At 72.5% G+C, this 24,600-nt stretch carries 24 protein-coding genes; 9 read left to right on the top strand and 15 right to left on the bottom strand.

Annotation, left to right across the window (positions count from 1 at the left end):
- Positions 1-2: 2 nt before the first annotated feature.
- Positions 3-1,694, bottom strand: coding sequence for a class I adenylate-forming enzyme family protein (locus OO60_RS24195; RefSeq protein WP_004559235.1), 1,692 nt, complete (start codon positions 1,692-1,694; stop codon positions 3-5).
- Positions 1,691-3,163: a carotenoid oxygenase family protein gene (locus OO60_RS24190; RefSeq protein WP_004559234.1), complete on the bottom strand. Its 1,473-nt coding sequence runs from the start codon at positions 3,161-3,163 to the stop codon at positions 1,691-1,693. Before OO60_RS24190 ends, OO60_RS24195 begins: the two co-directional genes overlap by 4 nt.
- A 126-nt stretch (positions 3,164-3,289) precedes the next feature.
- Between OO60_RS24190 and OO60_RS24185 the strand changes: the two genes are divergently transcribed.
- On the top strand, positions 3,290-4,246 hold the full coding sequence (locus OO60_RS24185; protein WP_004559233.1) for a winged helix-turn-helix transcriptional regulator: 957 nt from the start codon (positions 3,290-3,292) through the stop codon (positions 4,244-4,246).
- Between the two features lie 82 nt (positions 4,247-4,328).
- A complete protein-coding gene (locus OO60_RS24180; protein ID WP_004559232.1) occupies positions 4,329-4,514 on the top strand; it encodes a DUF5302 domain-containing protein in 186 nt (61 codons plus the stop codon).
- A 41-nt stretch (positions 4,515-4,555) separates the two neighbouring features.
- Here the strand turns inward: OO60_RS24180 and OO60_RS24175 are convergent, their stop codons facing one another.
- Positions 4,556-5,482, bottom strand: coding sequence for an MBL fold metallo-hydrolase (locus OO60_RS24175; protein WP_004559231.1), 927 nt, complete (start codon positions 5,480-5,482; stop codon positions 4,556-4,558).
- 83 nt (positions 5,483-5,565) lie between these two features.
- Between OO60_RS24175 and OO60_RS24170 the strand changes: the two genes are divergently transcribed.
- Entirely contained in the window at positions 5,566-6,510 is a 945-nt protein-coding gene (locus OO60_RS24170; protein ID WP_004559230.1) for a LysR substrate-binding domain-containing protein, read from the top strand.
- Here OO60_RS24170 and OO60_RS24165 read toward each other — a convergent pair.
- From OO60_RS24165 to OO60_RS24145, 5 genes are all read right to left on the bottom strand, one after another.
- Positions 6,495-7,295: a serine hydrolase gene (locus tag OO60_RS24165; RefSeq protein WP_004559229.1), complete on the bottom strand. Its 801-nt coding sequence runs from the start codon at positions 7,293-7,295 to the stop codon at positions 6,495-6,497. The genes OO60_RS24170 and OO60_RS24165 overlap by 16 nt on opposite strands.
- Entirely contained in the window at positions 7,292-8,365 is a 1,074-nt protein-coding gene (locus tag OO60_RS24160) for a Glu/Leu/Phe/Val dehydrogenase dimerization domain-containing protein (protein ID WP_004559228.1), read from the bottom strand. Before OO60_RS24160 ends, OO60_RS24165 begins: the two co-directional genes overlap by 4 nt.
- A 248-nt stretch (positions 8,366-8,613) precedes the next feature.
- Positions 8,614-9,807 carry a PLP-dependent aminotransferase family protein gene (locus OO60_RS24155; protein ID WP_004559227.1) on the bottom strand — a complete coding sequence of 398 codons (1,194 nt, stop codon included), beginning with the start codon at positions 9,805-9,807 and terminating at the stop codon, positions 8,614-8,616.
- Entirely contained in the window at positions 9,804-10,598 is a 795-nt protein-coding gene (locus OO60_RS24150) for a tryptophan 2,3-dioxygenase (protein WP_004559226.1), read from the bottom strand. The genes OO60_RS24155 and OO60_RS24150 overlap by 4 nt, the downstream gene beginning before the upstream one ends.
- A complete protein-coding gene (locus tag OO60_RS24145; RefSeq protein WP_004559225.1) occupies positions 10,595-11,410 on the bottom strand; it encodes a PaaX family transcriptional regulator in 816 nt (271 codons plus the stop codon). Before OO60_RS24145 ends, OO60_RS24150 begins: the two co-directional genes overlap by 4 nt.
- Positions 11,411-11,458: 48 nt before the next feature.
- Between OO60_RS24145 and OO60_RS24140 the strand changes: the two genes are divergently transcribed.
- From OO60_RS24140 to OO60_RS24125, 4 genes are read left to right on the top strand one after another with little or no spacing between them, the layout of a single operon-like run.
- On the top strand, positions 11,459-12,211 hold the full coding sequence (locus tag OO60_RS24140; protein WP_004559224.1) for a creatininase family protein: 753 nt from the start codon (positions 11,459-11,461) through the stop codon (positions 12,209-12,211).
- Complete coding sequence (locus tag OO60_RS24135) at positions 12,204-13,718, top strand: benzoate-CoA ligase family protein (RefSeq protein ID WP_004559223.1); 1,515 nt, start codon at positions 12,204-12,206, stop codon at positions 13,716-13,718. Before OO60_RS24140 ends, OO60_RS24135 begins: the two co-directional genes overlap by 8 nt.
- Positions 13,715-14,407 carry an SDR family NAD(P)-dependent oxidoreductase gene (locus OO60_RS24130; RefSeq protein ID WP_004559222.1) on the top strand — a complete coding sequence of 231 codons (693 nt, stop codon included), beginning with the start codon at positions 13,715-13,717 and terminating at the stop codon, positions 14,405-14,407. The genes OO60_RS24135 and OO60_RS24130 overlap by 4 nt, the downstream gene beginning before the upstream one ends.
- Positions 14,404-15,231 (top strand): enoyl-CoA hydratase family protein, encoded by an 828-nt coding sequence (locus tag OO60_RS24125; protein ID WP_004559221.1) that lies wholly within the window; start codon positions 14,404-14,406, stop codon positions 15,229-15,231. Before OO60_RS24130 ends, OO60_RS24125 begins: the two co-directional genes overlap by 4 nt.
- Positions 15,232-15,237: 6 nt before the next feature.
- Here OO60_RS24125 and OO60_RS24120 read toward each other — a convergent pair whose 3' ends face one another.
- On the bottom strand, positions 15,238-15,819 hold the full coding sequence (locus tag OO60_RS24120) for a TetR/AcrR family transcriptional regulator (protein ID WP_033262113.1): 582 nt from the start codon (positions 15,817-15,819) through the stop codon (positions 15,238-15,240).
- A 62-nt stretch (positions 15,820-15,881) separates the two neighbouring features.
- On the opposite strand from OO60_RS24120, the gene OO60_RS24115 reads away from it, so the two are divergent.
- Positions 15,882-16,529 (top strand): SDR family NAD(P)-dependent oxidoreductase, encoded by a 648-nt coding sequence (locus OO60_RS24115; RefSeq protein ID WP_004559219.1) that lies wholly within the window; start codon positions 15,882-15,884, stop codon positions 16,527-16,529.
- A 4-nt stretch (positions 16,530-16,533) separates the two neighbouring features.
- On the opposite strand, the gene OO60_RS24110 is transcribed toward OO60_RS24115, so the two are convergent.
- The 5 genes from OO60_RS24110 to OO60_RS24090 are packed head-to-tail and all read right to left on the bottom strand — an operon-like array spanning position 16,534 to position 20,312.
- A complete protein-coding gene (locus tag OO60_RS24110) occupies positions 16,534-16,923 on the bottom strand; it encodes a VOC family protein (RefSeq protein ID WP_240490842.1) in 390 nt (129 codons plus the stop codon).
- Entirely contained in the window at positions 16,923-17,840 is a 918-nt protein-coding gene (locus OO60_RS24105) for an SMP-30/gluconolactonase/LRE family protein (RefSeq protein ID WP_004559217.1), read from the bottom strand. Before OO60_RS24105 ends, OO60_RS24110 begins: the two co-directional genes overlap by 1 nt.
- A gap of 8 nt (positions 17,841-17,848) precedes the next feature.
- Positions 17,849-18,505, bottom strand: a complete 657-nt coding sequence (locus OO60_RS24100) for a histidine phosphatase family protein (RefSeq protein ID WP_004559216.1) — start codon at positions 18,503-18,505, stop codon at positions 17,849-17,851.
- On the bottom strand, positions 18,505-19,563 hold the full coding sequence (locus OO60_RS24095; protein WP_004559215.1) for a phosphotransferase family protein: 1,059 nt from the start codon (positions 19,561-19,563) through the stop codon (positions 18,505-18,507). Before OO60_RS24095 ends, OO60_RS24100 begins: the two co-directional genes overlap by 1 nt.
- Positions 19,560-20,312, bottom strand: a complete 753-nt coding sequence (locus OO60_RS24090) for an SDR family oxidoreductase (protein ID WP_004559214.1) — start codon at positions 20,310-20,312, stop codon at positions 19,560-19,562. The genes OO60_RS24095 and OO60_RS24090 overlap by 4 nt, the downstream gene beginning before the upstream one ends.
- Before the next feature lie 382 nt (positions 20,313-20,694).
- On the opposite strand from OO60_RS24090, the gene OO60_RS24085 reads away from it, so the two are divergent.
- Positions 20,695-21,624 (top strand): hypothetical protein, encoded by a 930-nt coding sequence (locus tag OO60_RS24085; protein WP_004559213.1) that lies wholly within the window; start codon positions 20,695-20,697, stop codon positions 21,622-21,624.
- Between the two features lie 2 nt (positions 21,625-21,626).
- Here OO60_RS24085 and OO60_RS24080 read toward each other — a convergent pair whose 3' ends face one another.
- Positions 21,627-24,578: a helix-turn-helix transcriptional regulator gene (locus tag OO60_RS24080; RefSeq protein ID WP_033262163.1), complete on the bottom strand. Its 2,952-nt coding sequence runs from the start codon at positions 24,576-24,578 to the stop codon at positions 21,627-21,629.
- Positions 24,579-24,600 lie beyond the last annotated feature (22 nt).

Here is a 24,600-nt window from a genome sequence, read left to right as displayed (position 1 = left end):
CGTCACTCCAGGCTCTCCCGCAGCTGCCGCTTCAGGATCTTCCCCACCGGGTTGCGGGGCAAGGCGTCGGCGTATTCGAGCCGTTCCGGCAGCTTGAACGCGGCCACCTGCTTTTCGCGCAGGTACGCGACCAGCTCGTCCAGGGTCGGCTTGCGCGCGCCCGGCACGACGACCGCGCACACCCGCTCCCCCATGACCTCGTCGGGCACGCCGATCACGCCGACGTCGGCGACGTCCGGGTGCCCGGCCAGCAGGCCCTCGACTTCGGCGGGCGAGATGTTCATGCCGCCGCGGATGACGAGGTCCTTCATCCGGTCGACGTACCGCAGGAACTGCCCGTGCTCGCCCGCGATCTCGAAGACGTCGCCGGTGCGGAAGTGGCCGTCGTCGTCGAAGGACGCCGTGTCCAGCGGCTCTCCCACCTCCGTGAGGTACCCGGCGAACACCGTCGGCCCGGCGATGTGCAGCTCGCCGGGGCGCCCGGGTTCGGTCACGTGCTCGCCGGTGACCGGGTCGTGCAGCCGCACCGACGTCCACCCGGCGACCGGGGTCGACCAGGTGACGTCCGAGGCGTAGTTCGGGAAGTAGCTCGCGCGCTGGTCCGGGTCCGGGATGTCCACCGGGCCCGACAGCAGCGCGGTGCCCTCGTTCGAGCCGAAGAAGTTGATGATGTCGATGCCGTACCGCTCGGCCCAGGTGCGCACGAGCCACGGCGAGAGCGGGGCCGAGCCGGAGCCGATCTTCCGCAGCGCCGAAAGGTCCACTCCGGACAGGATCTTTTCGTTGTGCAGCAACATGGTCAGCAGCGCCGGTGGCGCGAGCGTGTACGTCACGCGTTCGGCGGCGAGCTGGCCGAGGAACACCGGCAGGTCGAACGGGTGGTGCGGGACGAACACGGCGCCGGTCAGCAGCCACGGCAGGAACATGCCGCCGATGCCGGCCATGTTCGTCATCGGGAACGGCGAGAGCAGGACGTCGTCGCGGGTGATGCCCGCGGCCTGGACGCAGCCGCGCGCGGTCGCGAGCCAGTCGCCGTGGCAGCGCGGGACCGCCTTCGGCTCGGCTTCGGTGCCGGACGTCCAGCAGATCGTCACGCAGTCGTTGACGTCGGCTCCGGTCAGCTGCGAGTCCAAAGTGGATCGGTCCGCTTCGGACAGTGGGGTTTCGGGCCAGGCCAGGGCGCCGGCCGGTTCGTCGTCCCCCGAGGCGACGACGAACCGGACCGAAGGCGCCGCAGCGCCGGATAGCCCAAGGGCCGCCCCGGCGAGCTCGTGCTCGCCGTATCTGGATGCGGTCACCACCCCGACGGCACCGGTGCGCCGGCACATCGGGCCGAGTTCGTGCTCCCGGTAGGAGACCGGGAACGGGGTGACGATCGCGCCGATCCGCACGATCGCGAGGAACGCCTGGACCAGGGCCGAGCAGTTCGGCAGCTGCACGGCCACGACGTCGCCTGCTCGCACCCCTCTGGCGAGCAGGAACGCGGCCAGGACGTCGACGCGTTCGTCGAGCCGGTTCCAGGTCCACCGCACCGGGTCGCGTCCGACCAGTGCGGTGGTGTTCGGTGGATCGACCAGCGCGAGACCCTCCGGGTCGGCACTGACCCGCTCCTTGACGAGCTGGTCGATCGTCTCCGCACTCCACCATCCCCGCGTCCGGAAGTCCCGGGCGCGACCCTCTCGATGGCATCTCATGAACGGAGGTTTTCCAGCTGGTCCGCCCGGACCCAGGTCGCGTGAAAACCGAGCGGGACCCGCTGGGGCAACAGGACCCTGGCCACGGGTCCGGCAGCGAGATCGGCGGCGTCGAGGATGTCCAGTTCCGAGCGTCCCTCGCGCTCGTCCTGCACGAACGTCACCAGATAACCGTCCGCCGAATCGGCGGCTGCTCCTTCGCGGGGTGCGAACGGAGCCTCACTGCCCCACCGGCCGGGACCGAACCGGTATTCGGTCTTGGCGCCGGCAAGATTGTCGTGGCGCACCAGCCCGTCGAACTTCAGCGTCGACTCGGGCGAGATGTGCACCGCGTAGGAGTACCGGTTCGCCCGGCCGACCCCGCGGGAGTCGACGGTGGGGAACTCGGTGTTGTCGTCGTCGAGCGGGGTTTCGCGGCACGCACCGGTCCGCAGGTCGAAGCGGTAGCGGTGCAGCTGGGCGTCCAGCCGCAGATAAGACAGCATCTTGGCGAGCGGCGTGTGCGCGTCGGCGCGCGGCTGCGGGCGCTGCACGCGGCAGACGTCCAGGACGACTTCGCCGCCCTCTTCCCAGGCGTTGACGACGTGGTAGATGTAGCACGGGCTCGCTTCGAACCACCGGATCTGGCTACCGTCTCCGTAGCGTGGCAGGACGCCGAAGCGGCTCGGCAGCGAGCGGTCGAAGTGCAGCTTGTGGCGGCCCTGCCGCGCCGCCGCCAGGTCCTGGACCAGCGGCAGGTCCATCAGCACCGCGTAGTGCTCGGTGATGGCCATGTCGTGCGGCAGGCGCGGGCCGGGCAGCTCGATGTCGGTGGTGCGCACGACCCGGCCGTCCGCGCTGATCACGCCGTAGCGCAGGTACGGCGGGCGCGGGCCGTAGTCGAACCAGAACAGCTCGCCGGTGGTCTCGTCGACCTTCGGGTGGGCCATCATGTCGCCGGCCAGCGTGCCGAGGAAGTCGTCGGCGCCGAGGGTCTCCAGCGAGAGCGGGTCGACCGCGTACGGCGAGCCGCACAGGTACCAGGTGGCGAGGATGCGGCCGCGGTGGAAGACGACGTCGGTGTTGGCGTTGTCCTTGAGGCCCAGGCCGTGCGAGTTGCCGAAGGGGTTGTCCTTCGGGTTCTCCATGACGCCGGTCCAGAGCGCCTTGCCGGCCGCGGACTCGGCCTCGAAGGCCTTCGTGCGGACCCAGCGGTTGCGGTAGCGGGCCTTGCCGTTCTCCAGGTGGACGGCGTGGATCATGCCGTCGCCGTCGAACCAGTGGTAGCGGCCTTCCGGGGCGAACCGCGGGTTCGGGCCGTTGCGCAGGTAGACGCCGTTGAGGTCCTGCGGGATTTCGCCGATGACCTGCAGGTCTTCGGCGTCGATCTCGGTGCCGACCGGGGCGTAGACGCCCAGCAGGTACGGGTTGGCCTCGCCGGTGTCCGCCGTCCGGGCCACCATCAGCGGCTGTTCGGAGGTGCTGGTCATCGGGCTGCTCCCTGGCTGCGCGGGCTGATGGAGACGAGACTATGATTTGTGTACCCAGCTGTCAATAGGCTTCTTTTGGTGTAGTCAGGTGCTACCCTCGGGAGGCGAAGTAACAAGGGGGAAGACGTGGTCGAGGCGACTGCACAGCGCATCCGGCCGGCGGGCGATCCGCTCCGCCGGGCGCTCGAGCTGGTCGGCGACCAGTGGACGCTGCTCATCCTGCAGAGCCTGTTCCTGCGGTTCCGCCGCTACGAGGAGCTGCGGCTGCGGCTGGGCATTTCGCCGACGGCGTTGTCGGGACGCCTGCGGGACATGGTGGAAGCGGGCATGCTCACCCGCGTGCCGTACCGGGACGCCCGCCGCACGCGGCACGAGTACCGGCTCACCGAGCGCGGGCTCGAGCTGTGGCCGCTGCTGATTTCGATCTGGGCCTGGGAGCGCGAGTGGGTCGAAGGCCGCCGCGAGGTGCTGCCGACGCTGATCCACCTCGACTGCGAGCTGGCTACATCAGCGCCGCTGGGCTGCGCGGCCTGCGGCCGCCGGGTCGACGCGCGGGACGTGCGCGCAGAACGGCTGGACAGCACGGGGGTCGCGGCGGCGACGGCGTCCAAGCGCTTCCGCCGCAAGGACGCGGATTCGCTGGCCGGCGACCCGCTGATGTTCTTCCCGGACACGATGGAGCTGCTCGGCGACCGGTGGTCGACCGGCCTGCTGGTGTCGGCACTGCTGGGCTGCCACCACTTCTCGGAGTTCGAGCGCGAGCTGGGCATCGGGCCGAGCGTGCTGTCGGCCCGCCTGAGCAAGCTGGTCGAGGTGGGCGTCCTGCGCACGGGCACGGCGGCCACGCGCACGGACGCGCGCGCCTACCGGCTGACGGCGAAGGGCCTGGCGTTCTTCCCGGCGCTGGCGTTCATCGCGGAGTGGTCGCGCGGGTTCGAGGTGGCGGGCCAGGAGCCGGACATCACGCTCCACCACGTGGAGTGCGGCGAGCGCCTGCGCCCGATGCTCCTGTGCGACCACTGCGGCAGGCCGCTGACCCGCAAGTCGGTGCAGTTCGGCGGGGTGCCGTCGCCCAAACGCTGAAGGGTGACGGAAATCGGCTCGCCAAGGGATGCGAGTGGTGCCAGGCTGGAGCGGTCACACGTCGTCGTTTTCGGAGGTAAGCATGAGTGAACCGAACCCGTCGCCCAGCGGCGAGGAGGACGACGTCAAGCGCAAGTTCCGCGAGGCACTGGAGCGCAAGCAGGCGCACGCCCGCTCGGGAGCATCCCACGAGAACGGCGGCGGCAAGAACCAGCACGCCCACGGCCCGGCGGCCAACAAGAGGACGTTCCGCCGCAAGAGCGGCTGAGGCGAAGGCCCCCATCGCGAGCGGTGGGGGCCTCCCCGGTTTCAGGGCGTGAACTCCCCGAGGTGGTCGAGCACCACGAACTCGCTCCCCGGGCTCGCCGCCGCCACGGCCTTGCGCAGCACCTCCAACCCCCCGTTCGGGTCGTGTGCCCGGCCCAGCGGCAGATCGAAGTCGTCCCAATGCGTCGCCGCCACGTACCGCGGGTTTCCCAGGGCCCGCAGGAGCCTCGGCACGTACTCCGTCACCTTCGCCCCGCCCGGGGGCACCAGCACCACGTCCGGCCGCAGGCCCGCCAGCTCGGACTCCACGTAGTTCGAACCCCCGAAGTCCAGCACGCTCGCCCCGCCGCCGGACACCTGGTACGCCAGCGTGCCGCCCTCCAGCAGGTCCGCGATCACCCGCGGCCGGTCGCGGCGGGACAGCGTGCGGGTTCCGGGGAACGCCACCCTGGCGCGGGTGCCCGTCGCCGAGTGCAGGGCGCGCAGGACCCGGATCGAGTAGCCGTCGAACGTCAGGTCCTCGCCGCCCGTGGCGATCGCCAGCTGGTCCTCCGGGGCGCCCAGCGCGGCCATGAGACTCAAATGCGTCTCGGTGCCGAGCACCGTCGCTCCCGTGCGTTGGGCCAGGTACGGGACGTCCGTCAGGTGGTCGTAGTGGCCGTGGGTCACCAGGATGTGGTCCGCCCGCAGGAGACCGCGGTCGAGGTAGCCGTCGATCAGCTCGCGGTTCACCGAGAGCGGGGTGCGGGGGTCCGCGCCCGCCGAGGTGTACGTGCCCGTCTTGAACCGGGTCGGCCACGGGTCGATCAGGATCGTCTTCGGCCCGATGCGGACCTCCCAGCCGTTGTTTCCCCACCAGCGCAACGTCAGTCCCGAAGCCGCGCGGGCGGTCGCCGGTGCGCCCGCGAGGATCGCCGCGGCCGCCGCACCCGCTCCGAACAGGCCGCGCCTGCTGATTCCTGTCTCCATGGCGTCACCCGACCACGGCGAACGGGCGGTTGTCCAAGATCGCGAAGGCGGCATGGCAATAGGCAAACGGCTATCGTCGCAGCGTGGACCACCTTCGCTCGCTGCGGTACTTCCTCGTCGTCGCCGAAGAACTGCACTTCGGGCGGGCCGCCGAACGGCTCGGGATCGCGCAGCCGCCGCTGAGCCAGCGCATCAAGCGGCTCGAAGCCGAGCTGCACGCGACGCTGTTCGAACGCGGCCGTCGCGTCACGCTCACCGAAGCCGGCGAAATCCTCCGTGCCGAAGCGCGTGACCTGCTCTCCCGGTGGGACCGCATGACGACGCTCGTCGCGAAGGCCGAACGCGGCGAGACGGACGCCCTTCGCGCGGGCGTCCCGCCGGAGGTGCCCGGCCGGGTGCTGGCCGCGATCCTGACGGCGTTCGCCGACGAATGCCCGGCCGTACGGCTGGACCTGCAGGAACTCACCACCGCCGAGCAGACGCGCCTGCTGGCCGACCGGTCCCTGGACGCGGGACTCCTGCAGCTGCCGGTGGACGTGGTCGGGCTCGAGCTCGGCCCGGTCGTCGACACCCCGCTGGGCGTGGTGCTCCCCCGCGACTCGCCGCTGGCCCGCCGCGCCGGGCTCGCCCTCGCCGACCTGGCCGGGGAAGGGCTGGTGCACGCCCCGCGCGCGGCCGCGCCGGGCAGCTACGACGCCCTGCTGCGCACCTGCTGGGAGCACGGCTTCCGGCCGGCCGCGATCCGGCACGCCCGCAACCCCGAGTTCGTGCTCGGCCTGGTCCTGGCCGGCCACGGCGTGGCGTTCGAGCCCGCGGCCCGCAAGGAACCGCGGGTGGTGTGGCGGCCGCTCGACGGCGAGGTGCTGCGGACGCGGATGGCCTTCGCGTGGCCCGCAGCCAGCCCGCACCCGCAGGCGGCCACCCTCGCCCGGCTCGCGGCCACGGTCCTCGGGGACGACGGTGTCTCGCGCCTGGTCCCGCCTGCGCCGGGACCCCGGCCGTGGGACGTGTTCTACGAGCGCAGCTGACCGACCGCGGCCCGCGCGGCGGCGCCGATCGCGCGGTCGATGTCCGGGCGCCGCAACGTTTCCGCCCCACCGGCCGTGAACACCGCGACCGCGTACGCGGCACCATCCGGGTAGGTCGCCACGCCGATTTCGTTGCGGATGCCCGGCATCGTGCCCGTCTTGCCGGCCACCGCCACCTCCGGCGGGAACCCGGCGGTCAGCCGGTGCCAGCTGACCTGCGCCGACATCCACTCGCGGACCGGTGCGCCCACGTCGTCGGCCCAGATCGCCGAGAGCAGCGTCGTCATCTCGCGGGGCGTGGTCGCCGACGTCCGCAGGGGATCCAGCGCCCGCAACGGGCTGCCCGCCGACGTGTCCTCGATGATCGTCCGCAGCAGGTCGCGCGGCGCGCCGACGACCGTGGTCCGCGTCAGGCCCAGCTCGGCCAGCAGCGACCGGACGTTGTCCACGCCGACGCGGTCGAACAGCAGGTCCGCCGCCGTGTTGTCGGACACCGTCAGCGCCAGCAGCGCCGCGTCCCGCAGGCTGTAGGAAACGTCGTCGGCGAACCCCGCCGAACCGGTGCCGCCCAGCCGGTCCGCCGCCGACGCGTGCACCCGGTCGGCCGGGTCCAGCTGGCCGGCCGCGACCTGCCGGGCGAATTCGTACGCCAGCGGCACCTTCACCACCGAAGCCAGGACGACCGGCGAGTCGGCGGCCAGCCCCAGCGAATCGGCGGTACCGAGACGGCGGGCGTGCAGGAAACCTCGCACGCCCACCGCTTCGAAGAACGCGGACAGGGTCACCCGGTCATGATGGACCGCAGCCGCCCGACCTCCGCCATCCGCCGCTCGGCGAGCCGGTCGGCCGCCGTCGCCGGGGGCACGCCGTCGGTGTCGGCCAGCGCGAACACGGCCTTCGTGGTGTCGTAGATGGCCGTGGTCTTGCGCTTCGCCCGCTCGAAGTCGAAGCCGTGCCGCTCGTCGTCGACCTGGATCACGCCACCGGCGTTGACCAGGTAGTCCGGCGCGTACAGCACACCGCGGTCGGCGAGCTGCTTGTCGATGCCGGCGTGCGCGAGCTGGTTGTTCGCCGCGCCGCAGACGATCCGGGCGCCCAGCACCGGCACGGTTTCGTCGTTCAGGACGCCGCCCAGCGCGCACGGCGCGAAGACGTCCAGCTCCGCGCGCAGCAGGGTGTCCACATCGGACACGACCTGGACGGACGGGTAGATCTCGCGCGTCCGCGAAACAGCGGGCTCGTAGACGTCGGTGATCGTCACCTGCGCGCCGGCCTCCACGAGGTGCCCGACCAGGATGTGGCCGACCTTGCCGACGCCGGCCACGCCGACGCGCTTGCCCGCCAGGTCCGGGCTGCCCCAGACGTGCTCGGCCGAGGCCCGCATGCCCTGGAACACGCCGAACGCGGTGAGCACGGACGAGTCGCCGGCACCGCCGTCCTCCGGCGACCGGCCGGTGACGTACTGGCTCTCGCGGGCCACGACGTCCATGTCCTGCACGTACGTGCCCACGTCGCACGCCGTGATGTAGCGGCCGCCCAGCGACTGCACGAAACGCCCGTACGCGCGCAGCAGCGCTTCGGATTTGAGCGTCTTCGGGTCGCCGAGGATGACGGCCTTGCCGCCGCCGAGGTCGAGCCCGGCCAGTGCGTTCTTGTACGCCATGCCCTTGGACAGCGCGAGCACGTCGTCGAGCGCGTCGCCTTCGGTGGCGTAGGGGTGGAAGCGCGTCCCGCCGAGTGCGGGGCCGAGCGCGGTGGAGTAGATGCCGATGATGGCCTTGAGGCCGCTGGCCTGGTCGTGGCAGTACACGACCTGTTCGTGCCCGGTGCCCCGGGCGAACACTCCTTCGGTCACGGGTGGTGACTCCTTTGTCATCCGCGCCCGGTTTCGTGGCCGGGACGCGCTTCGGGTGGCCGGGAACCGGCGCCGCGCGGAGGTCGTCCGCCGCCGTGCCGGGTCCCGGCACCAACCTAGATCCCCGCCGCATCCCGGACCAGTGGAGGTCCCGCGATACGGACCGGTAGCCCGGAAATGAGGGGCCCCTACCGCAGCTGGTCGTGAGTGGTAAGGAGGGTTCTAACCCGACTTACCACTCACGACCGTCAGCCGCGCACCACCGTGCCCAGTGCGCCCATCGCCGTCTCGAGCTGCGTGTCGGAGAGGTACGGCGCCGGGCCGAAGCGCAGGTGGGCGCCGCGGCTGTCGGTGCGGACGCCGTGCGCGGCCAGTGCCGCCTGCAGCCCGGCGGCGTCGGCGCAGCGCAGCGAGAGGAATCCGCCGAGCATCCCCAGCGGCGTCTCGCGGTCGCGGGTGACGACGTCCTCGGGCAGCGCGAGCTCGTCGAACACCGACGCGAGCAGCCCCACCTGGTGCTGGGACACCTCCCGCAGGAACTCCGGGGTGAGCCCCTGCTCGGCGAAGAACCGCTGGACCCGGACGCCGCGGTAGTGGCTGGCCGGGTCGTAGGTGGCGCCGGCGAACCGGTCGCCGCCGGTGGCGTAGGCGACCTTGCCCGGCTCCCGCTCGTCGGCGAGCGCGCCGAACTCGGCGTACCAGCCGGTGATCACCGGCCGCAGCTCCTGGGCGTGCGCGGGCAGCCGCAGGAAGCAGTTGCCCTCGCCGAGCTGCAGGTACTTGTAGCCGCCGCCGAGCACCCAGGCGTTGGTGAGCCCGAGGTCGTGCAGCGCGAACGGGACGACGCCGAGCGCGTGGTAGGCGTCGACGACGAGCTCGATCGAGCGGCCGCGGCAGACGTCGGCGAGGTGCGCCAGGCCGGGGACCAGCCTCGACGTCTCGAAGAGCACCGCGGACACGAGCACGGCGGCGGTGTCGTCGGTCACCTCGCCGGCGACGCGCTCGGCGAGCGTCGTCACCGGTTCCAGTGGCACCCGGACGATCTCGACGCCCTCCTCCTCGAGGCGGGCGAGCTGGCGGCGCAGGGTGTGGAACTCGCCGTCGGTGGTGACCAGGCGCGGCCGCCGCGGCAGCTCCATCGCCGACAGGAACCGCAGCACGAGGTCGTGCGTGCTGGCGCCGAGCGCGTATTCGCCGTGCGGGTCGCCGAGCAGCAGGCGGAAGCCCGCACGCAGCTCGTCCGCCTTGGCGAAGGCGCGCTCCCACTTGCCGTCGACGTCGCGAGCGGCGTCGACGAAGGACTCCAGGAGCCCCTCCTCGGCGACGTCCGGCCAGGCCTGGTGCGAGTGCCCGGAAAGCAGGAGGCGGTCGGCCACCGCGAACCGGGTGTAGTGCGCGGCGAGGCGGTTGGCGTCCGCGCGCAGGTCGTCCAAAGTGGTCACAGTCGGCTCCGTACGGCCCAGAGATCCGGGAACATCGGCTGGAAGAGCGTGGTACGCAGGTAGGTCGCGCCGGATGATCCTCCCGTCCCGGTCTTGTCGCCGATGGTGCGTTCGACCATCTTCACGTGCCGGTAGCGCCACTCCTGCATCCCTTCGTCGAGATCCACCAGACATTCGGCGACGACCGAGGGTCCCCCGTCGTCGCTGTACACGTCCAGCAATATCGCCTGCAGGGCCGGGGACGGCTCCACCGGTCGAGTGACGTCTCGGTCACACCCGACCGCGTAGCCGGAAACCTTGAGGTACGCGAGAAAAGAGTCGAACAACGACGGGCGCGCCATCGCTTCGGCAATGCGTTTCCGCTGCTCCCCACCTTCGGGGTAGTGCGCGAACACGCGCTCGTCACGCCGCCCCAGCACCGCCTCCAGCTCGCGGAACTGGGCCGACTGGAAGCCGCTCGAAGCGTCCAAACGGGCGCGGAAACTGGTGAACTGGCTGGGCGTCATGGTTTCCAGCACGTCGATCTGCGCGACGGCGACCTTGAGGATCGTGAGGATCCGGCGCAGCGTGCGGATCGAGTGCGCGGTGTTGCCCTTCTCCAGGTTCGCCTGGAGGAAGGCGGCTTCGTGCAGGATCTGCTTGAACCACAGCTCGTACACCTGGTGGATCACGATGAACAGCAGCTCGTCGTGCTCGTCGGAGCGCAGGTTCTGCGCGTTCAGCACTTCGTCGAGCCCGAGGTACGAGGTGTAGCTCAAGGCTTCCTGGGTTGCTTGGCTGGTTTCGGTCATCCTTGGGTCACCTCGTCGAAGTGGCGTTGCGCGGGGTCCGCGAGCGCGGTGTACAGATCGTGGAACAGCTCGACCGCCGCCGCCCGGCAGTCCGGCGCGGGCACCAGGTCAGCGGGCAGTTCCGGGTCGAGCGACGGGAACATCCGGAAGGTGTGCACCAGCCGGGTGCGCACCTCGAACGCCTCGGCGTCCGGCGGCTCCCGGCCCGCGTACCCGCCGAACTGGCCGACGAACGCGGTGTACCGCGCGGCCAGGTCGTCGAGGTCCCAGGCCCGGCCGGCGAACCGGCGGACGTCGAGGGCGGCCGACGGCCGGCCGAGCAGCAGCCCCGCGTGCTCGGTGACGCCGAGCTCGCCGAGCAGGGCGACCACCTCGGCCTCGCGGTCGTGCGGGGCGATCCAGGTACCGTCCTGGTAGGGCCCGAACCCGAGGAACCGCAGCCGCCGGACCAGGCGTTCCCTGGCCTGACGGCGGCTCTCGGGGATGCTCTGCCACAGCACGGTCCACTCGCCGGCGGCCCGCTCGCGGCGGCCGAGGGAGAAGATCCGGTGGTCACCGTCGGCGAGCAGGGCGATCGTGCGCCGGGTCAGCGAGTAGTGCACGGTGCGGCCTTCGCGGTGGCGCTGCAGCAGGCCGCGGCGCACCAGGCGGGTGAGCGCGATCCGGGCGGCGCCGTCGGAGAAGCCCAGCTCGGCGAGGACCGCGACCAGGCCGCCCGACCACACCCGGCGGGTCTCGCGCGGGTGCACGTAGCTGCCCAGCAACGTCACGACCAGTTCCTGGGGGCCGGCTTCGAAGGCGTCGGCGGGCATGGGCGTAACTCTATACACCTCAGGCCGCTGCGGTGTAGCTTGATTTGCGTGACGTACTTCGCGGACCTCAGCTCGCGGCAGGTCGCGGACCTCGCTTCGGGTCGGCGCACGCCGGTGCTGCTGCTTCCGCTGGGGGCGATCGAGCCGCACGGCCCGCACGCGCCGCTGGGCACGGACCCGCTGATCTCGCGCGGGATGTGCGAGCGCGCGGCGGAGCGGCTGGCCGCGGACGACGACGTCCACGTGCTGGTCCTGCCCGAGGTGCCCTACGGCGTGACGCGGTTCGCGGCCGGGTTCCCCGGCGGGATCCACATCGGCGAGGAGACCCTGCACGCGCTGCTCGTCGACGTCGGCGCGGCCCTGATCGGCCAGCGGCTCCGCCGGATCCTGCTGGTCAACAACCACTTCGAGCCCGCCCACCTGGTGACGCTGCGGCGCGTGGTGGAGACCTTGAACTTCGCCTACGACGGGCGCGCCGCCCTGCTCGACCTGGTCCGGCGGCGGCACGCGCAGCGGCTGACGAGTGAGTTCCGGTCCGGCGAGTGCCACGCCGGGCAGTACGAGACGTCGCTGGTGCTGGCCGACCGGCCCGAGCTGGTCGACCAGGCGCTGATGCGGACGCTGCCGCACGTTCCGGTCAGCCTGGCCGCCGCCCCGGAGGACGGCGGGTTCCGGGAGATGGGCATGACCGAGGCGTACTGCGGCAAGCCCGCCGAGGCGACCGCGCGCGAAGGCGAAGAGACGTTCTCGACGTTGACCGACCTGCTGGTGGAAGCGATCCGGGAGCTGGCCCGTGAGTGAGCCCTTCAACCTCGCCACGCACTTCCTCGACCGGCACGTGGCGGCGGGCCGGGGCGGCCGGACCGCGTTGTCCGTCGGCGACCGGACGGTCAGCTACGCGGCACTCGCGGCGATGACGAACCGCGCCGGGAACGTGCTGCGCGACACCGGTGTCCGAAAAGGACAGCGAGTGCTGCTGGCGCTGAGCGACGGCGAGGAGTTCGTCGCGGCCTGGTACGGCGCCCAGAAGATCGGCGCGGTCACCGCGGAGGTCTACCCGTTCCTGCAGCCGAAGGACTACGCGTACTACCTGGGTTACACCGAGGCCGTCGCGGTGCTCGCGGACGCCGTCACGCTGCCCGCGCTGCGGGCCGCGGGCGCCACCGGGATGCTCGTCACCGGCGTGCCCGAAGCGGAGCTGCTGCCGGGCGAGCGTCCATTCCGGACACTGCTGGCCGCGGCACCGGACACCCTGGACGCCGCACCGACCACTGTGGACGACGTCGGGATCTGGAAGTTCACCACCGGCAGCACGGGCGCGCCCAAGGCGTGCGTGCACCCCCTGCGCAGTCCGCTCGAGAGCTTCGAGCGGTACGCCGTCCAGGTGCTCGGCCTGCGGGCGGACGACCGGGTCCTGGCCGTGCCCAAGCTGTTCTTCGGCTACGCGCGGGACCTGGTGGCGCTGTTCCCGTTCGGGGTCGGGGCGGCCGGGATCGCGTTCCCCGAACGCAGCACGGCGGAGCTGGTGTTCGAGCTGATCGCGAAGCACCGGCCGACCGTGCTGGTCAACGTGCCGACGATGATGAGCGCGATGGTCGCCCACCCGGCCGCGGCGGAGCAGGACCTGAGCTGCCTGCGGATGACGACGTCGGCGGGCGAGGCGCTGCCCTCGGAACTGCACCGGCGGTGGGACGCGACGTTCGGCGTGCCGGTGGTGGACGGGATCGGCTCGTCCGAGGCGTACCACATCTACCTGTCCAACCGGCCCGGCGCCGCCCGGGTGGGCACGCTGGGCACGCCCGTTCCCGGCTACACCGCCGAGGTCGTCGACGAACTCGGGAACCCGCTGCCGGACGGCGAGATCGGGCCGCTGCGGGTGACAGGACCGACGATCGCCCTGGAATACCACGGCGACCCGGAGAAGTCCGCGCGGACGTTCGACGGCGACACGCTGACCTCGGGCGACCTGTTCAGCCGCACGCCGGAGGGCTGCTTCCGCCACCACGGCCGCGCGGACGCGCTGCTCAAGGTCGGCGGCGTGTTCGTCGCGCCGGGCGAGATCGAGGACTGCCTGCTCGGCCACCCGGACGTCACCGACTGCGCGGTGGTCGGCCACGAGGTCGGCGGCCTGGTCGTGCCGCGCGCGTACGTCGTGGTGCGCGAACCGGTGTCGGCCGACGAGCTGAAGGACCATGCGAAAACCCACCTGGCCAAGCACAAATACCCCCGCGAGGTGGTCTTCGTGACGGAACTCCCCCGCACGGCCAACGGAAAGCTCGACCGCCGGGCCCTGGCGGCCCGCCCGTGAGCCGGCTGGTGGTGGTCACGGGCGGCACCCGCGGCATCGGCGCGGCGATCGCCGACCGGTTCCGGTCGGCCGGTGACACGGTCCTGGCGCCGGGCCGCGCGGACTGCGACGTGACGGACGAGGACGCCGTGGCGGCGTATTTCGCTTCGGCAGGCCCGGTCGACGTGCTGGTCAACAACGCCGGGATCTCTTCCAGCGCCCCGGTTTCGCGCACGTCGCTCGACGATTGGCGCTCGCAGTTCGAGGTGAACGCGACCGGTGCCTTCCTGTGCACGCGCGCGGTGCTGGCCGGAATGCGGTCCCGCGACCGCGGCCGGATCGTCACGGTGGCGTCGACGGCATCGCACGTCGGCTACCGCTACACGGCGGGCTACACGGCGTCGAAGCACGCGGCGGTGGGGTTCATGCGCGCGGTGGCGGCGGAGCTGGCGGGCACCGGCGTCACGGCGAACGCGGTGTGCCCGGCGTTCGTCCGCACCGACATGACGGCGACCTCGGTGGAGCGGATCGTCTCGCGGTCCGGACGCTCGTCGTCGGAGGCGGAAGCGGCACTGGCGGCGGCGGCCCCGCTCGGCCGCCTGCTGGAGCCGTCGGAAGTGGCGTTCGCAGTGTCCTTCCTGGCGGCCCCGGAGGCCGCCGCGATCAACGGCCAGACCCTCGTACTCGACGGCGGAGGAATCCAGTCATGAGCCCGTTCCGCGCAACCGCACCGCTGACAAAGGAGTGGGAGCACTTCGGGTTCGCCGTGGCCGACGGCGTGGCCACGGTGACGTTCACCCGCCCAGCGAAGCTCAACGCGCTGACGTTCGACGTGTACGCGGATCTCCGGGACCTCGTCATCGAGCTCCCGCAGCACGAGGACGTCCGGGTGCTGGTCATCACGGGCGAAGGCCGCGGGTTCTGTTCGGGTGGCGACGTCGAGGAGATCATCGGCGAGCTGCAGAAGTTCGAGACGGCGGAGCTGCTGGAGTTCACCCGCATGACGGGAGCGGTGGTGAAGGCCCTCCGCGAGTGCCCGATCCCGGTGATCGCGGCGGTGAACGGGGTGGCCGCGGGCGCGGGCTCGGTGATCGCACTCGCGAGCGACTTCCGGTTGCTGGCGGAGTCGGCGAAGTTCGCGTTCCTGTTCACGAAGGTGGGCTTGGCGGGCGCGGACATGGGTTCGGCGTACCTGCTGCCGCGCCTGGTCGGCCTGGGCCGGGCGACGGAACTGCTGATGCTCGGGGACAAGGTGCCGGCGGCCCGTGCGTCGGAAATCGGCCTCGCCTCGCAGGTCGTTCCCGACGACGAGCTGCCTGCGGCGGCTTCCGCGCTGGCCCGGCGGCTGGCCGACGGCCCGGCGCTGGCGTACGCGACGACGAAGGTGCTGTTGACGCGTGAGCTGGACATGGACCTGGGCAGCGCGATCGAGCTGGAGGCGATCACGCAGGCGTTGCTGATGACGGCGAAGGACCACAAGGAGTTCTACGCGGCCTGGTCGGCGGGGCGGGAGCCGCGCTGGACGGGCCGCTGAGCCCGCTCAGGGCCGGAGCAGCTCCTCGACGAGCGCGTCCACCCCTTCCCCGGAGACCGCCGCTCCGGTGAGCGCGCCGTAGACGATCGGCCCCAGCAGGGCGTCGAGCACCGCGTCGACCCCGAGCCGGGGTGCGATCTCGCCCGCTTCGGCGGCTAGCGCGAGCAGCTCGCGTTCCGCCGCCCGGCGCGGGCCCAGGTAGCGCTCCTGGAAGCTCGCGGCCGTGGCGGCGTCGTGCTGGGCCTGGGCGAGCAGCGCCAGGAAGACCTTCCCCGCCGGGTTCTCGGCCAGGAAGCGGGCGAACGCCCGCAGGTACCCGCGGATCCCGGCCGCCGTGGGTGATTGCGGGACCGCCAGGCACTTCGAGCTGTCGTCGATGAGCGTGTCGAGCAGGATCTCGACCTTCGACGGCCACCAGCGGTAGATCGTCTGCTTGGCGACGCCGGCTTCGCGCGCGATCGCCTCGATCGTCAGCGCGGCGAACCCGTGCTCGGCGAGCAGGTCGTCCGCCGCGTGGAGCACCGCCAGGCGGGCGGCCTCGTCGCGGCGGTTGCCCGAGCGGGCCCTCGGGGGATTCGCGGCTGACATGGGCGAACGATAGCGTGCTACTGTCTAGACGCAACGTCTCGTCTAGACAGTAGGATCTCACCGTGCCCACAGCTCTCGTCATCGGCGCCTCCCGCGGGCTGGGCCTCGTCCTCACCCGCGAGCTCCTGCGGCGCGGCTGGCAGGTCGTCGCGACCACCCGCGACGGCGCTCCCCTCGACGGGCCGTCGGTCGAACCCCTGGAGCTGACCAGCCCCGAGCAGCTCGCCGCGCTGCGCGAGCGCCTCCGGGACCGCCCGCTCGACCTGCTCTTCGTCAACGCCGCCATCGACCGCGGGAACCGCCCGATCAGCGAGGTGACCACCGCGGACTTCACCGAAGTGATGATCACCAACGCGCTGAGCCCGCTGCGCGCCCTCGAAACCCTCCGCGACCTGGTCGTCTCCGGGGGCACCGTCGCGGTCATGTCGTCGGAGCAGGGCAGCCTCACCCGCAACACCGAGCCCGGCTACGACCTCTACAAGGCCAGCAAGGCCGCCCTCAACCAGCTCATGCGCAGCTACGCCACCCGCCACCACGGCGACGGCCACACGAAACTGCTCATCGATCCCGGCCACAACCGGACCCGGCTCGGCGGCCCCGACGCACCCCTGGACCCCGCCGAAAGCATGCCCCTGGTCGTCGACGTCCTCGGAACGCGGTCCGAGGAGCTGCTGTTCCTGGACCGGCACGGCGAACCCGTCCCGTGGTAGCGCCTCAGGGCACCACTTCGGCCAGCCCGATCAGGTTGCCCTCGCTGTCGCGGAACCACGCCGCGCGCTCGCCGCTGCCCTTGCTCGGGTAGTTGCCGCGGATCTCCATGATCCCGCCGCGCATGCCTTCGTACTCCTCGAACACCACGCCGCGCTCGCGCAGGACCGCGACCGTCGCCTCGAGATCGTCGACACAGAAGCCGGCCTGCGTGAAGGAACCGTCGGACCGGCCCGCCGAGGCATACAGGCAGAAGACGCCCGACGCGCCTTCGTACCGCAGGCCGCCTTCGCGCTCCTCGACCGCTTCGAGGCCGAGTTTCTCGGCGTACCACCGCCGTGCCCGGGCCAGGTCCTGGGTCGGGATGCGGGCTTCGATGCGGAAGTTGCTCAGCATCACCCGATGGTAGGCGTCACCGCGATCGCCGACTCCTCCAACGAGCCGAAGTACAGCCGCCCGTGCCACTCGCGGACGCCGACCAGCATGTGGAACCCGTCGATCTCGCCGCGCAGCTCGCGCACCACCTTCCCGTCGGGCGCGACACCCAGGACACCGACCTCACGCCCCGGGCTGGGCTGCACCGACGCCGGCAGCCGCCGGACACCCGCCCGCAGGAACCCCGGCAACCGCCGGACCACGTCCAGTGCGGCCACCTTCGGGGACGCCTGGGTGACCCAGATCAGCCCGTCCGTGCCCGTCGAGATGTTGTCCGGGAAGCCCCACAGGCCGTCGGCGAAGACGTCCGAGCGGCCGTCGTCCAGCCACACGCGGGAAACCCGGCACGCGCCCGTCTCCGCCACCGCCACGAACGACTCGTCCGGCGCGAGCGCGACGCCGTTGGCGAACTGGAGGCCGTCGAGGAGCAGGTCGATCGAGCCGTCCGGCGTGCGGCGGAGCAGCCGGCCGCCCGCGGTCTGCTCGATCAGGTCGTCGCGCCAGTTGTCGATGCCGAAGCGGCGGGAGGAATCCGTGAAGTAGATCGTGCCGTCGGCGGCCACCGCCGCGTTGTTGCAGAACACGAAGTCCAGCCCCAGCGCGGAAGTCGCCAGCACCGACGGCGAACCGCCGTCGAGCGGGACGACCAGCAGGCCGGCTCGCGCGTCGCAGATCAGCAGCTCGTCGTCGCCGTAGAGCTCCAGCCCGAGCGGGCGGCCGCCGGTGTCGGCGATGACGTCGATCCGCCGCCCGTCCGGGGACAGGCGCAGGATGCGGCCGTCGTCGACGCCGGTGAAGATCCGGCCTTCGCCGTCGACGACGACGTCCTCGGGGCCGTGGCCGTTCACCGGGTACAGCGTGACTTCGCCGAACCGCATCGGGGCTCCTACCGGTAGGTCAGCAACGAAGCCGCGTCGGCCTCGAAGTGCGGGTGCTCGTTGAAGGACAGCAGGGTGACGCCGCCGCGGCCGGACACGAGCTTGGTGATGCCGCCGTTGACCGTGACGCGGTTGAGCTTGCGCAGGCCGGTCTCCGGGGTGCCCATGAGCAGGCCGCAGATCGTGGCGATCACGCCGCCGGAGGTGAACACGACCGCGTGCTCGCCCTTGCCCAGCGACGCGACCAGGTCCGCGAGCGCGTCCCGGCAGCGCGCGAGGAACGCGGGCCACGTCTCGGCGCACGGCCCGCCCTCGCCCGCCGAGGTCCACGCGGCCAGTGCCGCGTCCAGCACCCCTTGGTAGGCGCGCGAATCCTCCTGCGGCGCGCCGCCGGCGTGGTGGAGCGCGATGTCGACGTGGTCGTACTCGTTCCAGCGCGGGTCCTCGACCACCGGGACGACCGCGTCGAGCACCTTCAGCGCCGTCGCCGCCGTGTCGCGCTGCCGCGCCAGCGTCCCCGACCGGACCTGGCTGAAGGACACGGCTCGCCGCAGCAGTTCCGCACCGACCACAGTGGACTGTTCGAAGCCGCGCGGGGACAGGGCGTCGTAGTCGGACGCGCCGAACGACGCCTGGCCGTGGCGGACCAGGTAGATCGCGCCCACTAGGCACGCCCCTTCGCGATGATCTCCCGGCAGCGCCAATCCAGGTACGCGACGAACTGCCAGAAGTCCTTGAACGCCGGGTTGCGGGTGGCGCCGTCGCGGTAGCGCCGGTACAGCTGCTGCAGCACCGCGGCGAGCCGGAACAGGCCGTAGACCTCGTAGAACCGCCAGTCGCCGACGGCGAGCCCGGTCTTCTCGGCGTAGCGCGCGACGAACTCCTCGCGGGTGAACATGCCGGGCAGGTGCGTCGGCTGGCGGCGGCTCGCGTGCATGGCGTCGTCGTCGCCGTCCTGGACCCAGTAGGCGAGCATGCTGCCCAGCTCCATCAGCGGGTCGCCGAGGGTGGCCATCTCCCAGTCGAGGACGCCGGTGATGTTCAGCGTCGCCGGGCCGTCCAGGACCAGGTTGTCGAGGCGGTAGTCGTTGTGGATCAGGCAGATCCCGACCTCGCCCGGCTGGTTCGCGGCCAGCCACTCGCGCACCTCGGCGAAGTCGCCGACGTTGTCCGTGCGCGCCGCCACGTACCGCTCCGACCAGCCGCGGATCTGCCGCTCGACGTACCCGGCGCCCTTGCCGAGGTCGGCCAGCCCGGCCTTCCCGACGTCGACGGCGTGCAGGTCCACCAGCCGGTCGACGACCTTGCCGGACAGCTCGCGGGCCTGCGCCGGGCTCAGCGTCATGCCCGGGGGCAGGTCGCCGCGCAGGATCAGGCCGTCGAGCTTCTCCATGACGTAGAAGTCGCCGCCGAGCACGGCCGGGTCGTCACCGAAGGCCAGCATCCGCGGCACGTAGGGGAACACCGGCTTCAGGGCGTGCTGCACGCGGTATTCGCGCCGCATGTCGTGCGCGGACGCCGCTTTGTGCCCGGCAGGCGGGCGGCGCAGGATGAGCTCGCGGTCCGGGTAGGTCAGCTGGTAGGTCAGGTTGGACGCGCCGCCGGGGAACTGCCGGACGTGCGGCGGTTCGGCCCCGAGGCCCTCGACCTTCCCGCGCAGCCAGGCGTGCACCGCGCCGGCGTCGAAGGCGTCCTCCTTGCGGACCTCGACCGGGGCGTTCACGCGAACCTCCGCAGCAGCGCGGCCGGCACCAGGCGCATGACAGCGCTCAGCGGCACCCACGGCCACGCCGGGACGTACGCCCGGCGCGGCTCGGCCTCGATCGCCTTGGCCAGCGCCTTCGCGCCGGTATCGGCCTTGACCAGCAACGGGTTCCGGCCGATCCGGTCGTTCATCTCCGACTCGATGTAGCCGGGCCGGACGTCGGTGACGGCGATACCCTTGGGCTTCAGCTCGATGCGGGTGCCGTCGACGAACGCCGAGATCCCGGCCTTCGAAGCGGCGTACGCGGTCAGCTTGCCCGGGAACGGGCGCAGCGCGCTGAACGACGAGATGACGGCGAGGTGGCCCGCGCCCTGGTCGCGGAAGATCCCGGCGGCGGCCTCGATCTGGGCGGCGGCCGCGACGAAGTTGACCTCCAGGGTCTGGCGGTTGGCGTCGAACCGGCCGGTGCCGACCCGCTGCCCCTTCCCCAGCCCGGCGTTCACAATCACCCGGTCGAGGGACCCCAGCTCGGCGCGGAACTCCTCGAAGACGGCGAACACGCGGTCGTGGTCGGTGACGTCGAGGGTGCGGACGACGACCTCGATCCCGGGGTGCCGGCCGGTCAGCTCGGCGGCCAGTTTCTCGAGCCGCTCGGTGCGTCGCGCGCACAACGCGAGATTGCGCCCCTTCGCCGCGAACTGGCGGGCCATGCCTTCGCCCAACCCGCTGCTGGCGCCGGTGATGAGGATGTTCTGCCGGAGGACCATGCCCGGATGCTACCCGGTGGTAACAAGACCGGTGGCCCGGCGCTGGGGGCGTCGCCGGGCCACCGGTCATCGCGCGGCCACACCGGCCGGTCGCACAACGCGGCCGGGTGAACCGGAGCCGGAACCGCTCTCGCGGCCGGTCACACCTGCGCCCTGGTGGGCCGTGAGGGGGAGGCGGAGCCACCGGCGCAGGCAAGTCATGAAAGCGTGTCCGCCCAGGCCGGGGCAATGGTTCACAGTTGCCAGTACTAGCCCGTTCGCCCGAGCGGCCCTCTCGGTGACCCGGCCGAAGAGGGGCGCGGAGGACGCCGGGAATCCTGCTAACGTTCTCCGGTGTCGGGGATCGTCGGGGGACGGCACGGGGCGGGTCGGGGTTTCAGCAATGGCGGGCAGCACGGCGGGCGACGGCCAGGACAGTGGGCGTACCGCGTTCGCCATCCAGTTGCGCGCGGCCATCGCCACCAGCGGGCTGTCGCTGGACCGGATCCAGGCGCGGCTGCGGGCCCGCGGCGTCGTCGTCAGCGTCACCGCGCTCAGCTACTGGCAGTCGGGCAAGCGGCAGCCGGAGCGGCAGAGCTCGCTGTCGGCCGTCCGCACCCTCGAAGAAATCCTCGGCGTGCCCGCCGGGTCCCTGCTCGGGCTGCTGCCGCCGCCCCGGCCGCGCGGCGGGGCCGGGAAGCGCCAGGCCGGCGGCGAGCCGATGTCGTTCCCCCGCCAGGTGCTGCAGCCGCTGCTGGAGAAGGTCGGGGCGCCGCACGCGCTCGACCGCCAGCAGCCGCTGAAGATGGTGGGGCTGCACGACCTGTGCGAGATCGCCGCGGACGGCGGCCAGCGCGCGGTGACGGCGCGGGCGGTGTTCCAGGCCGCCGCGGACGGCCAGGACCGCTGGCTGCTGGTCTACACCCAGGACGACCCCGCGGCGGGCGCCCCCGAGCTGCACGCCGTGCGCAACTGCCGGGTCGGGCGCGCCGAAGTCGACGAGGCGCACGGCCTGATCGTCGCCGAACTGCTCTTCGACCGGCCGATCAACCGCGGCGAGACGCACCTGATCGAATACACGCTGACCAACAGCGGGCCGCCGTACCCGGAGTGCCGCAACACGCACTACCGCGAGTTCCGCCGCCCGGTACGCGAGTACCTGCTGGAAGTCCGGTTCGCACCGGGGACGGCGCCCGGCCGCTGCTGGCAGTACTCCCGCAACGGCGCGACCGGCACGCTCGCCCGGCGCGCCCTCAAGCTCGACGGCGCCGACGGCGTCCACGCCGTGGTGTTCGACTTCGGCCCCGGCGTCTTCGGCATCGACTGGGACTGACCTCAGGGCAGGTGGGCGGCCGCGAGGCCGGCCAGCTCGGTGCGGTTCGCGATGCCGAGCTTCGCGTAGACGTGCGCGAGGTGCGTCTTCACCGTGCCGCGGCTCATGAACAACCGGGTGCCGATCTCGGGGTTCGTGCAGCCCTCGGCCGCCAGCTTCACGACCGACAGCTCCGTCGGTGTCAGGCTGCCCCAGCCGCTCGACGGGCGGCCGCGGCCGCCGCGGGTCCGGCGCACGAACGCCACCACGTCGTCGAGGCTCATCGGCGGCTCGGCCGTCACCAGCCCGAGCGCGGCCAGCTCCGCCTGCGAAGCGGGACTGCGAGGAACACCCAGCTCGGCTCGCGCCTGGGAAGCCGAGACGAGCACGCGAGCCGCGTCGGCCTCGCGGCCGCTGCGGGCGAGCAGGGCGGTCAGCGCGTCGAGGCCGGCCAGGACGCCGAGCCGGAGCCCGTGGCCGACGCGCAGGCTCAGTGCTTCGTGGTGCAGGTCGGCGGCCTGCTCCGGCTCCGCCAGGTACCCCTGCTGGTCCAGGGCGTCGGCCAGCAGCGACGGCAGCGACCAGCGGCGGGTGAGGTCGACAGCGGTCGCCAGCACCTCCGCCGCTTCCTCGGGGCGGCCCAGCGCGCGCAGGATGGCGCCGCGTTCCGGCAGGCCCTGCGCGGCCATCAACGTCCCTGGAACGGCTTCGCGCTCGAACCAGCGCAACGCGGCTTCGAGCTCACCCCGCCGCCGGTGCAGTTCCCCGAGCACGCGGGCCATGCCCGGCACGAAGACGTCACCCGCCGCTTCCACCAGCCGCAGGAACGGGTCCATCACGCGGAACCCGGCGTCGACGTCGCCGGCCACGCAGTGCACCTGCGCCAGGCCGCACAGCGTCGTGTTGACGCGGTGGAAGTCGCCGAGCGGCGCGGCGACGTCGACGGCCTGTTCGGCGAGTTCGCGTGCCCGCGGCAGGTCCGCCGCGGCGAGCGCGATCGCGGACCGGACACTGAGGACGGTCGACGCGAGGCCGCGGTCGCCCCGGCGCAGCAGGCCTTCGGCCGCCTCGGCGAGCAGCACCGACGCCTCGTCGTGGCGATCGTGGGCGAACCGGACGATCCCGCGCAGCATCAACGCGCTGTCCCGCGCGAAGGCGTCTCCGGCGTCTTCGGCGATCTTCTCGGCGTCGAAGGTGATGTCCCAGGCGGTGTCCAGGTCCGTGTACAGGTGCCCGAGGGCGGTCAGCGAGAGGCATCGCGCGCGCAGGCTCGCTTCGCCGAGCTCGGTGGCCAGGTCCAGGCCCTGCCGGGCGGCTTCGACGTCGAACGGCGCCGTGGTGTCGGCGACCAGGCCCATCCCGGTCAGCAGCCGGGCCTGCACCGGCGTCCGGTCGGCCGGACAGCGGGCGACCGCGCGCTTGAGGTACGCCAGCCCCTCGTGGCCGCGGCCGTGCAGGTTCCACAGCCACGCGACGGCGGCCGCGAGCCGGCGCCCGCGGGCCGGATCTTCCTGCGCCAGCCCCCATTCCAGGGCCGCGCGCAGGTTGTCGCGCTCGGGCTCCACCCGCGCCCGCCAGGCGTCCTTGTCGCGGTCGAGTTCGGGCTCGGCGGCTTCGGCCAGCGCCAGGTAGTGGTCGAGGTGCCGGTCGCGGGCGGCGGCGGTCTCCCCCGCCTCGGCCAGCCGGGCCGCCGCGTACTCGCGGAGGGTTTCCAGCAGCCGGTACCGGCCGTCTTCGGCCAGCACCAGTGACTTGTCGACGAGCCTGCCGAGCGCCGGCAGCACGGCCGGGCCGCCCGCCGCGGCCAGGGTGAACCCGCCGGCGAACACCGCGAGCCGCCGGAACACCGCGCGGTCGCCCGCGTCGAGCTGGTCGTGGCTCCACGCGATGGAGCCCTCGAGGGTCCGCTGGCGGGCCGGCACCCCGCGGGGGCCGCGGGTGAGCAGGGCGAACCGGTCGTCGAGGCCGGCGTCGATCTGGTGCGGGGTCAGGGTGCCGAGCCACGCCGCGGCCAGCTCGACGGCCAGCGGGATGCCGTCGAGCCGCGTGCAGATCGACCGGACGGCGGCCGCGCTGGAGGCGTCCAGCGCGAACAGCGGCCGGACCGCGCCCGCGCGTTCGACGAACAGCGCGACGGCGTCCTCGACGGCCAGCGGCGGCACCCGCCACACCGTCTCCCCCGGCACGCCCAGCGGCTCCCGGCTGGTCGTCAGCACCGCCACCTCGGGGCAGGACCGCAGCAGCCCGGCCGCGACCTCGGCGGCGCCGTCGAGGACGTGCTCGCAGTTGTCGAGGCACAGGAGCACGCGGCGGTCACGCAGTTCCGTCGCGACCGAGCGCACCGCACCGGCCCGGGGCTCCACCGGGATGCCGAGGGTCGCGGCGACCTGTCCGGCGACGTCGGTCACGGCGTCGAGCTCGACCCACCACACGCCGTCGGGCCACGCCCCGCCGGCGGCGGCCTGCGCGGCCAGCCGCGTCTTGCCGCTGCCGCCGGGGCCGGCCAGCGTGACGAGCCGCGTCCCGGCGAGCTGCCGCCGGACGCCGTCGACCTCGGCGTCGCGGCCGACGAACCCGGTCAGCTGCACCGGCAGGTTGTTCGGGACGGCGTCGAGCGAGCGCAGCGGGCCGGACGGCTCGCCGAGTTCGAAGACCCGCTCGGGCGCGGTGAGGTCCGGCAGCCGGTGCAGGCCGAGGTCGTGCAGCGGGACGGCGTCGCGCACGGCCGCGGCGGTGCGCGCCGACACGAGGACCCGGCCGGCTTCGGCCAGCGCGCGCAGCTGGGCGCAGCGGCGCACGGCCGGGCCCGTCGGCGTGCCGTCGTCGCGGATCAGCACGTCCCCGGTGTGCACGGCCGCGGGGCCGCCGGTGAGCGCCGCGAGCGCTTCGCCGGGCGTCGCGAAGACGGCCGGCGGGGCGTAGCCGGCGCAGAGGATCGTGACGGTGCCCGCCGGGAGCAGTTTCGGCTCAGTCATGACCCGGCCAGTCTGCCAGCGG

The sequence above is a fragment of the Amycolatopsis vancoresmycina genome (assembly GCF_000716785.1).
GTDB lineage: Bacteria > Actinomycetota > Actinomycetes > Mycobacteriales > Pseudonocardiaceae > Amycolatopsis > Amycolatopsis vancoresmycina.
Note: the sequence above shows the minus strand (reverse complement) of the source record. Positions and strands in the feature narration are given on the sequence as shown.

Excerpts from the sequence above, each read along its gene's own strand:
- OO60_RS24195 (WP_004559235.1), bottom strand. The coding sequence starts at position 1,694 with ATGAGATGCCATCGAGAGGGTCGCGCCCGGGACTTCCGGACGCGGGGA.
- OO60_RS24190 (WP_004559234.1), bottom strand. The coding sequence starts at position 3,163 with ATGACCAGCACCTCCGAACAGCCGCTGATGGTGGCCCGGACGGCGGAC.
- OO60_RS24180 (WP_004559232.1), top strand. The coding sequence starts at position 4,329 with ATGAGTGAACCGAACCCGTCGCCCAGCGGCGAGGAGGACGACGTCAAG.
- OO60_RS24175 (WP_004559231.1), bottom strand. The coding sequence starts at position 5,482 with ATGGAGACAGGAATCAGCAGGCGCGGCCTGTTCGGAGCGGGTGCGGCG.
- OO60_RS24150 (WP_004559226.1), bottom strand. The coding sequence starts at position 10,598 with ATGACCGAAACCAGCCAAGCAACCCAGGAAGCCTTGAGCTACACCTCG.
- OO60_RS24145 (WP_004559225.1), bottom strand. The coding sequence starts at position 11,410 with ATGCCCGCCGACGCCTTCGAAGCCGGCCCCCAGGAACTGGTCGTGACG.
- OO60_RS24125 (WP_004559221.1), top strand. The coding sequence starts at position 14,404 with ATGAGCCCGTTCCGCGCAACCGCACCGCTGACAAAGGAGTGGGAGCAC.
- OO60_RS24120 (WP_033262113.1), bottom strand. The coding sequence starts at position 15,819 with ATGTCAGCCGCGAATCCCCCGAGGGCCCGCTCGGGCAACCGCCGCGAC.
- OO60_RS24110 (WP_240490842.1), bottom strand. The coding sequence starts at position 16,923 with ATGCTGAGCAACTTCCGCATCGAAGCCCGCATCCCGACCCAGGACCTG.
- OO60_RS24105 (WP_004559217.1), bottom strand. The coding sequence starts at position 17,840 with ATGCGGTTCGGCGAAGTCACGCTGTACCCGGTGAACGGCCACGGCCCC.
- OO60_RS24090 (WP_004559214.1), bottom strand. The coding sequence starts at position 20,312 with ATGGTCCTCCGGCAGAACATCCTCATCACCGGCGCCAGCAGCGGGTTG.
- OO60_RS24085 (WP_004559213.1), top strand. The coding sequence starts at position 20,695 with ATGGCGGGCAGCACGGCGGGCGACGGCCAGGACAGTGGGCGTACCGCG.
- OO60_RS24080 (WP_033262163.1), bottom strand. The coding sequence starts at position 24,578 with ATGACTGAGCCGAAACTGCTCCCGGCGGGCACCGTCACGATCCTCTGC.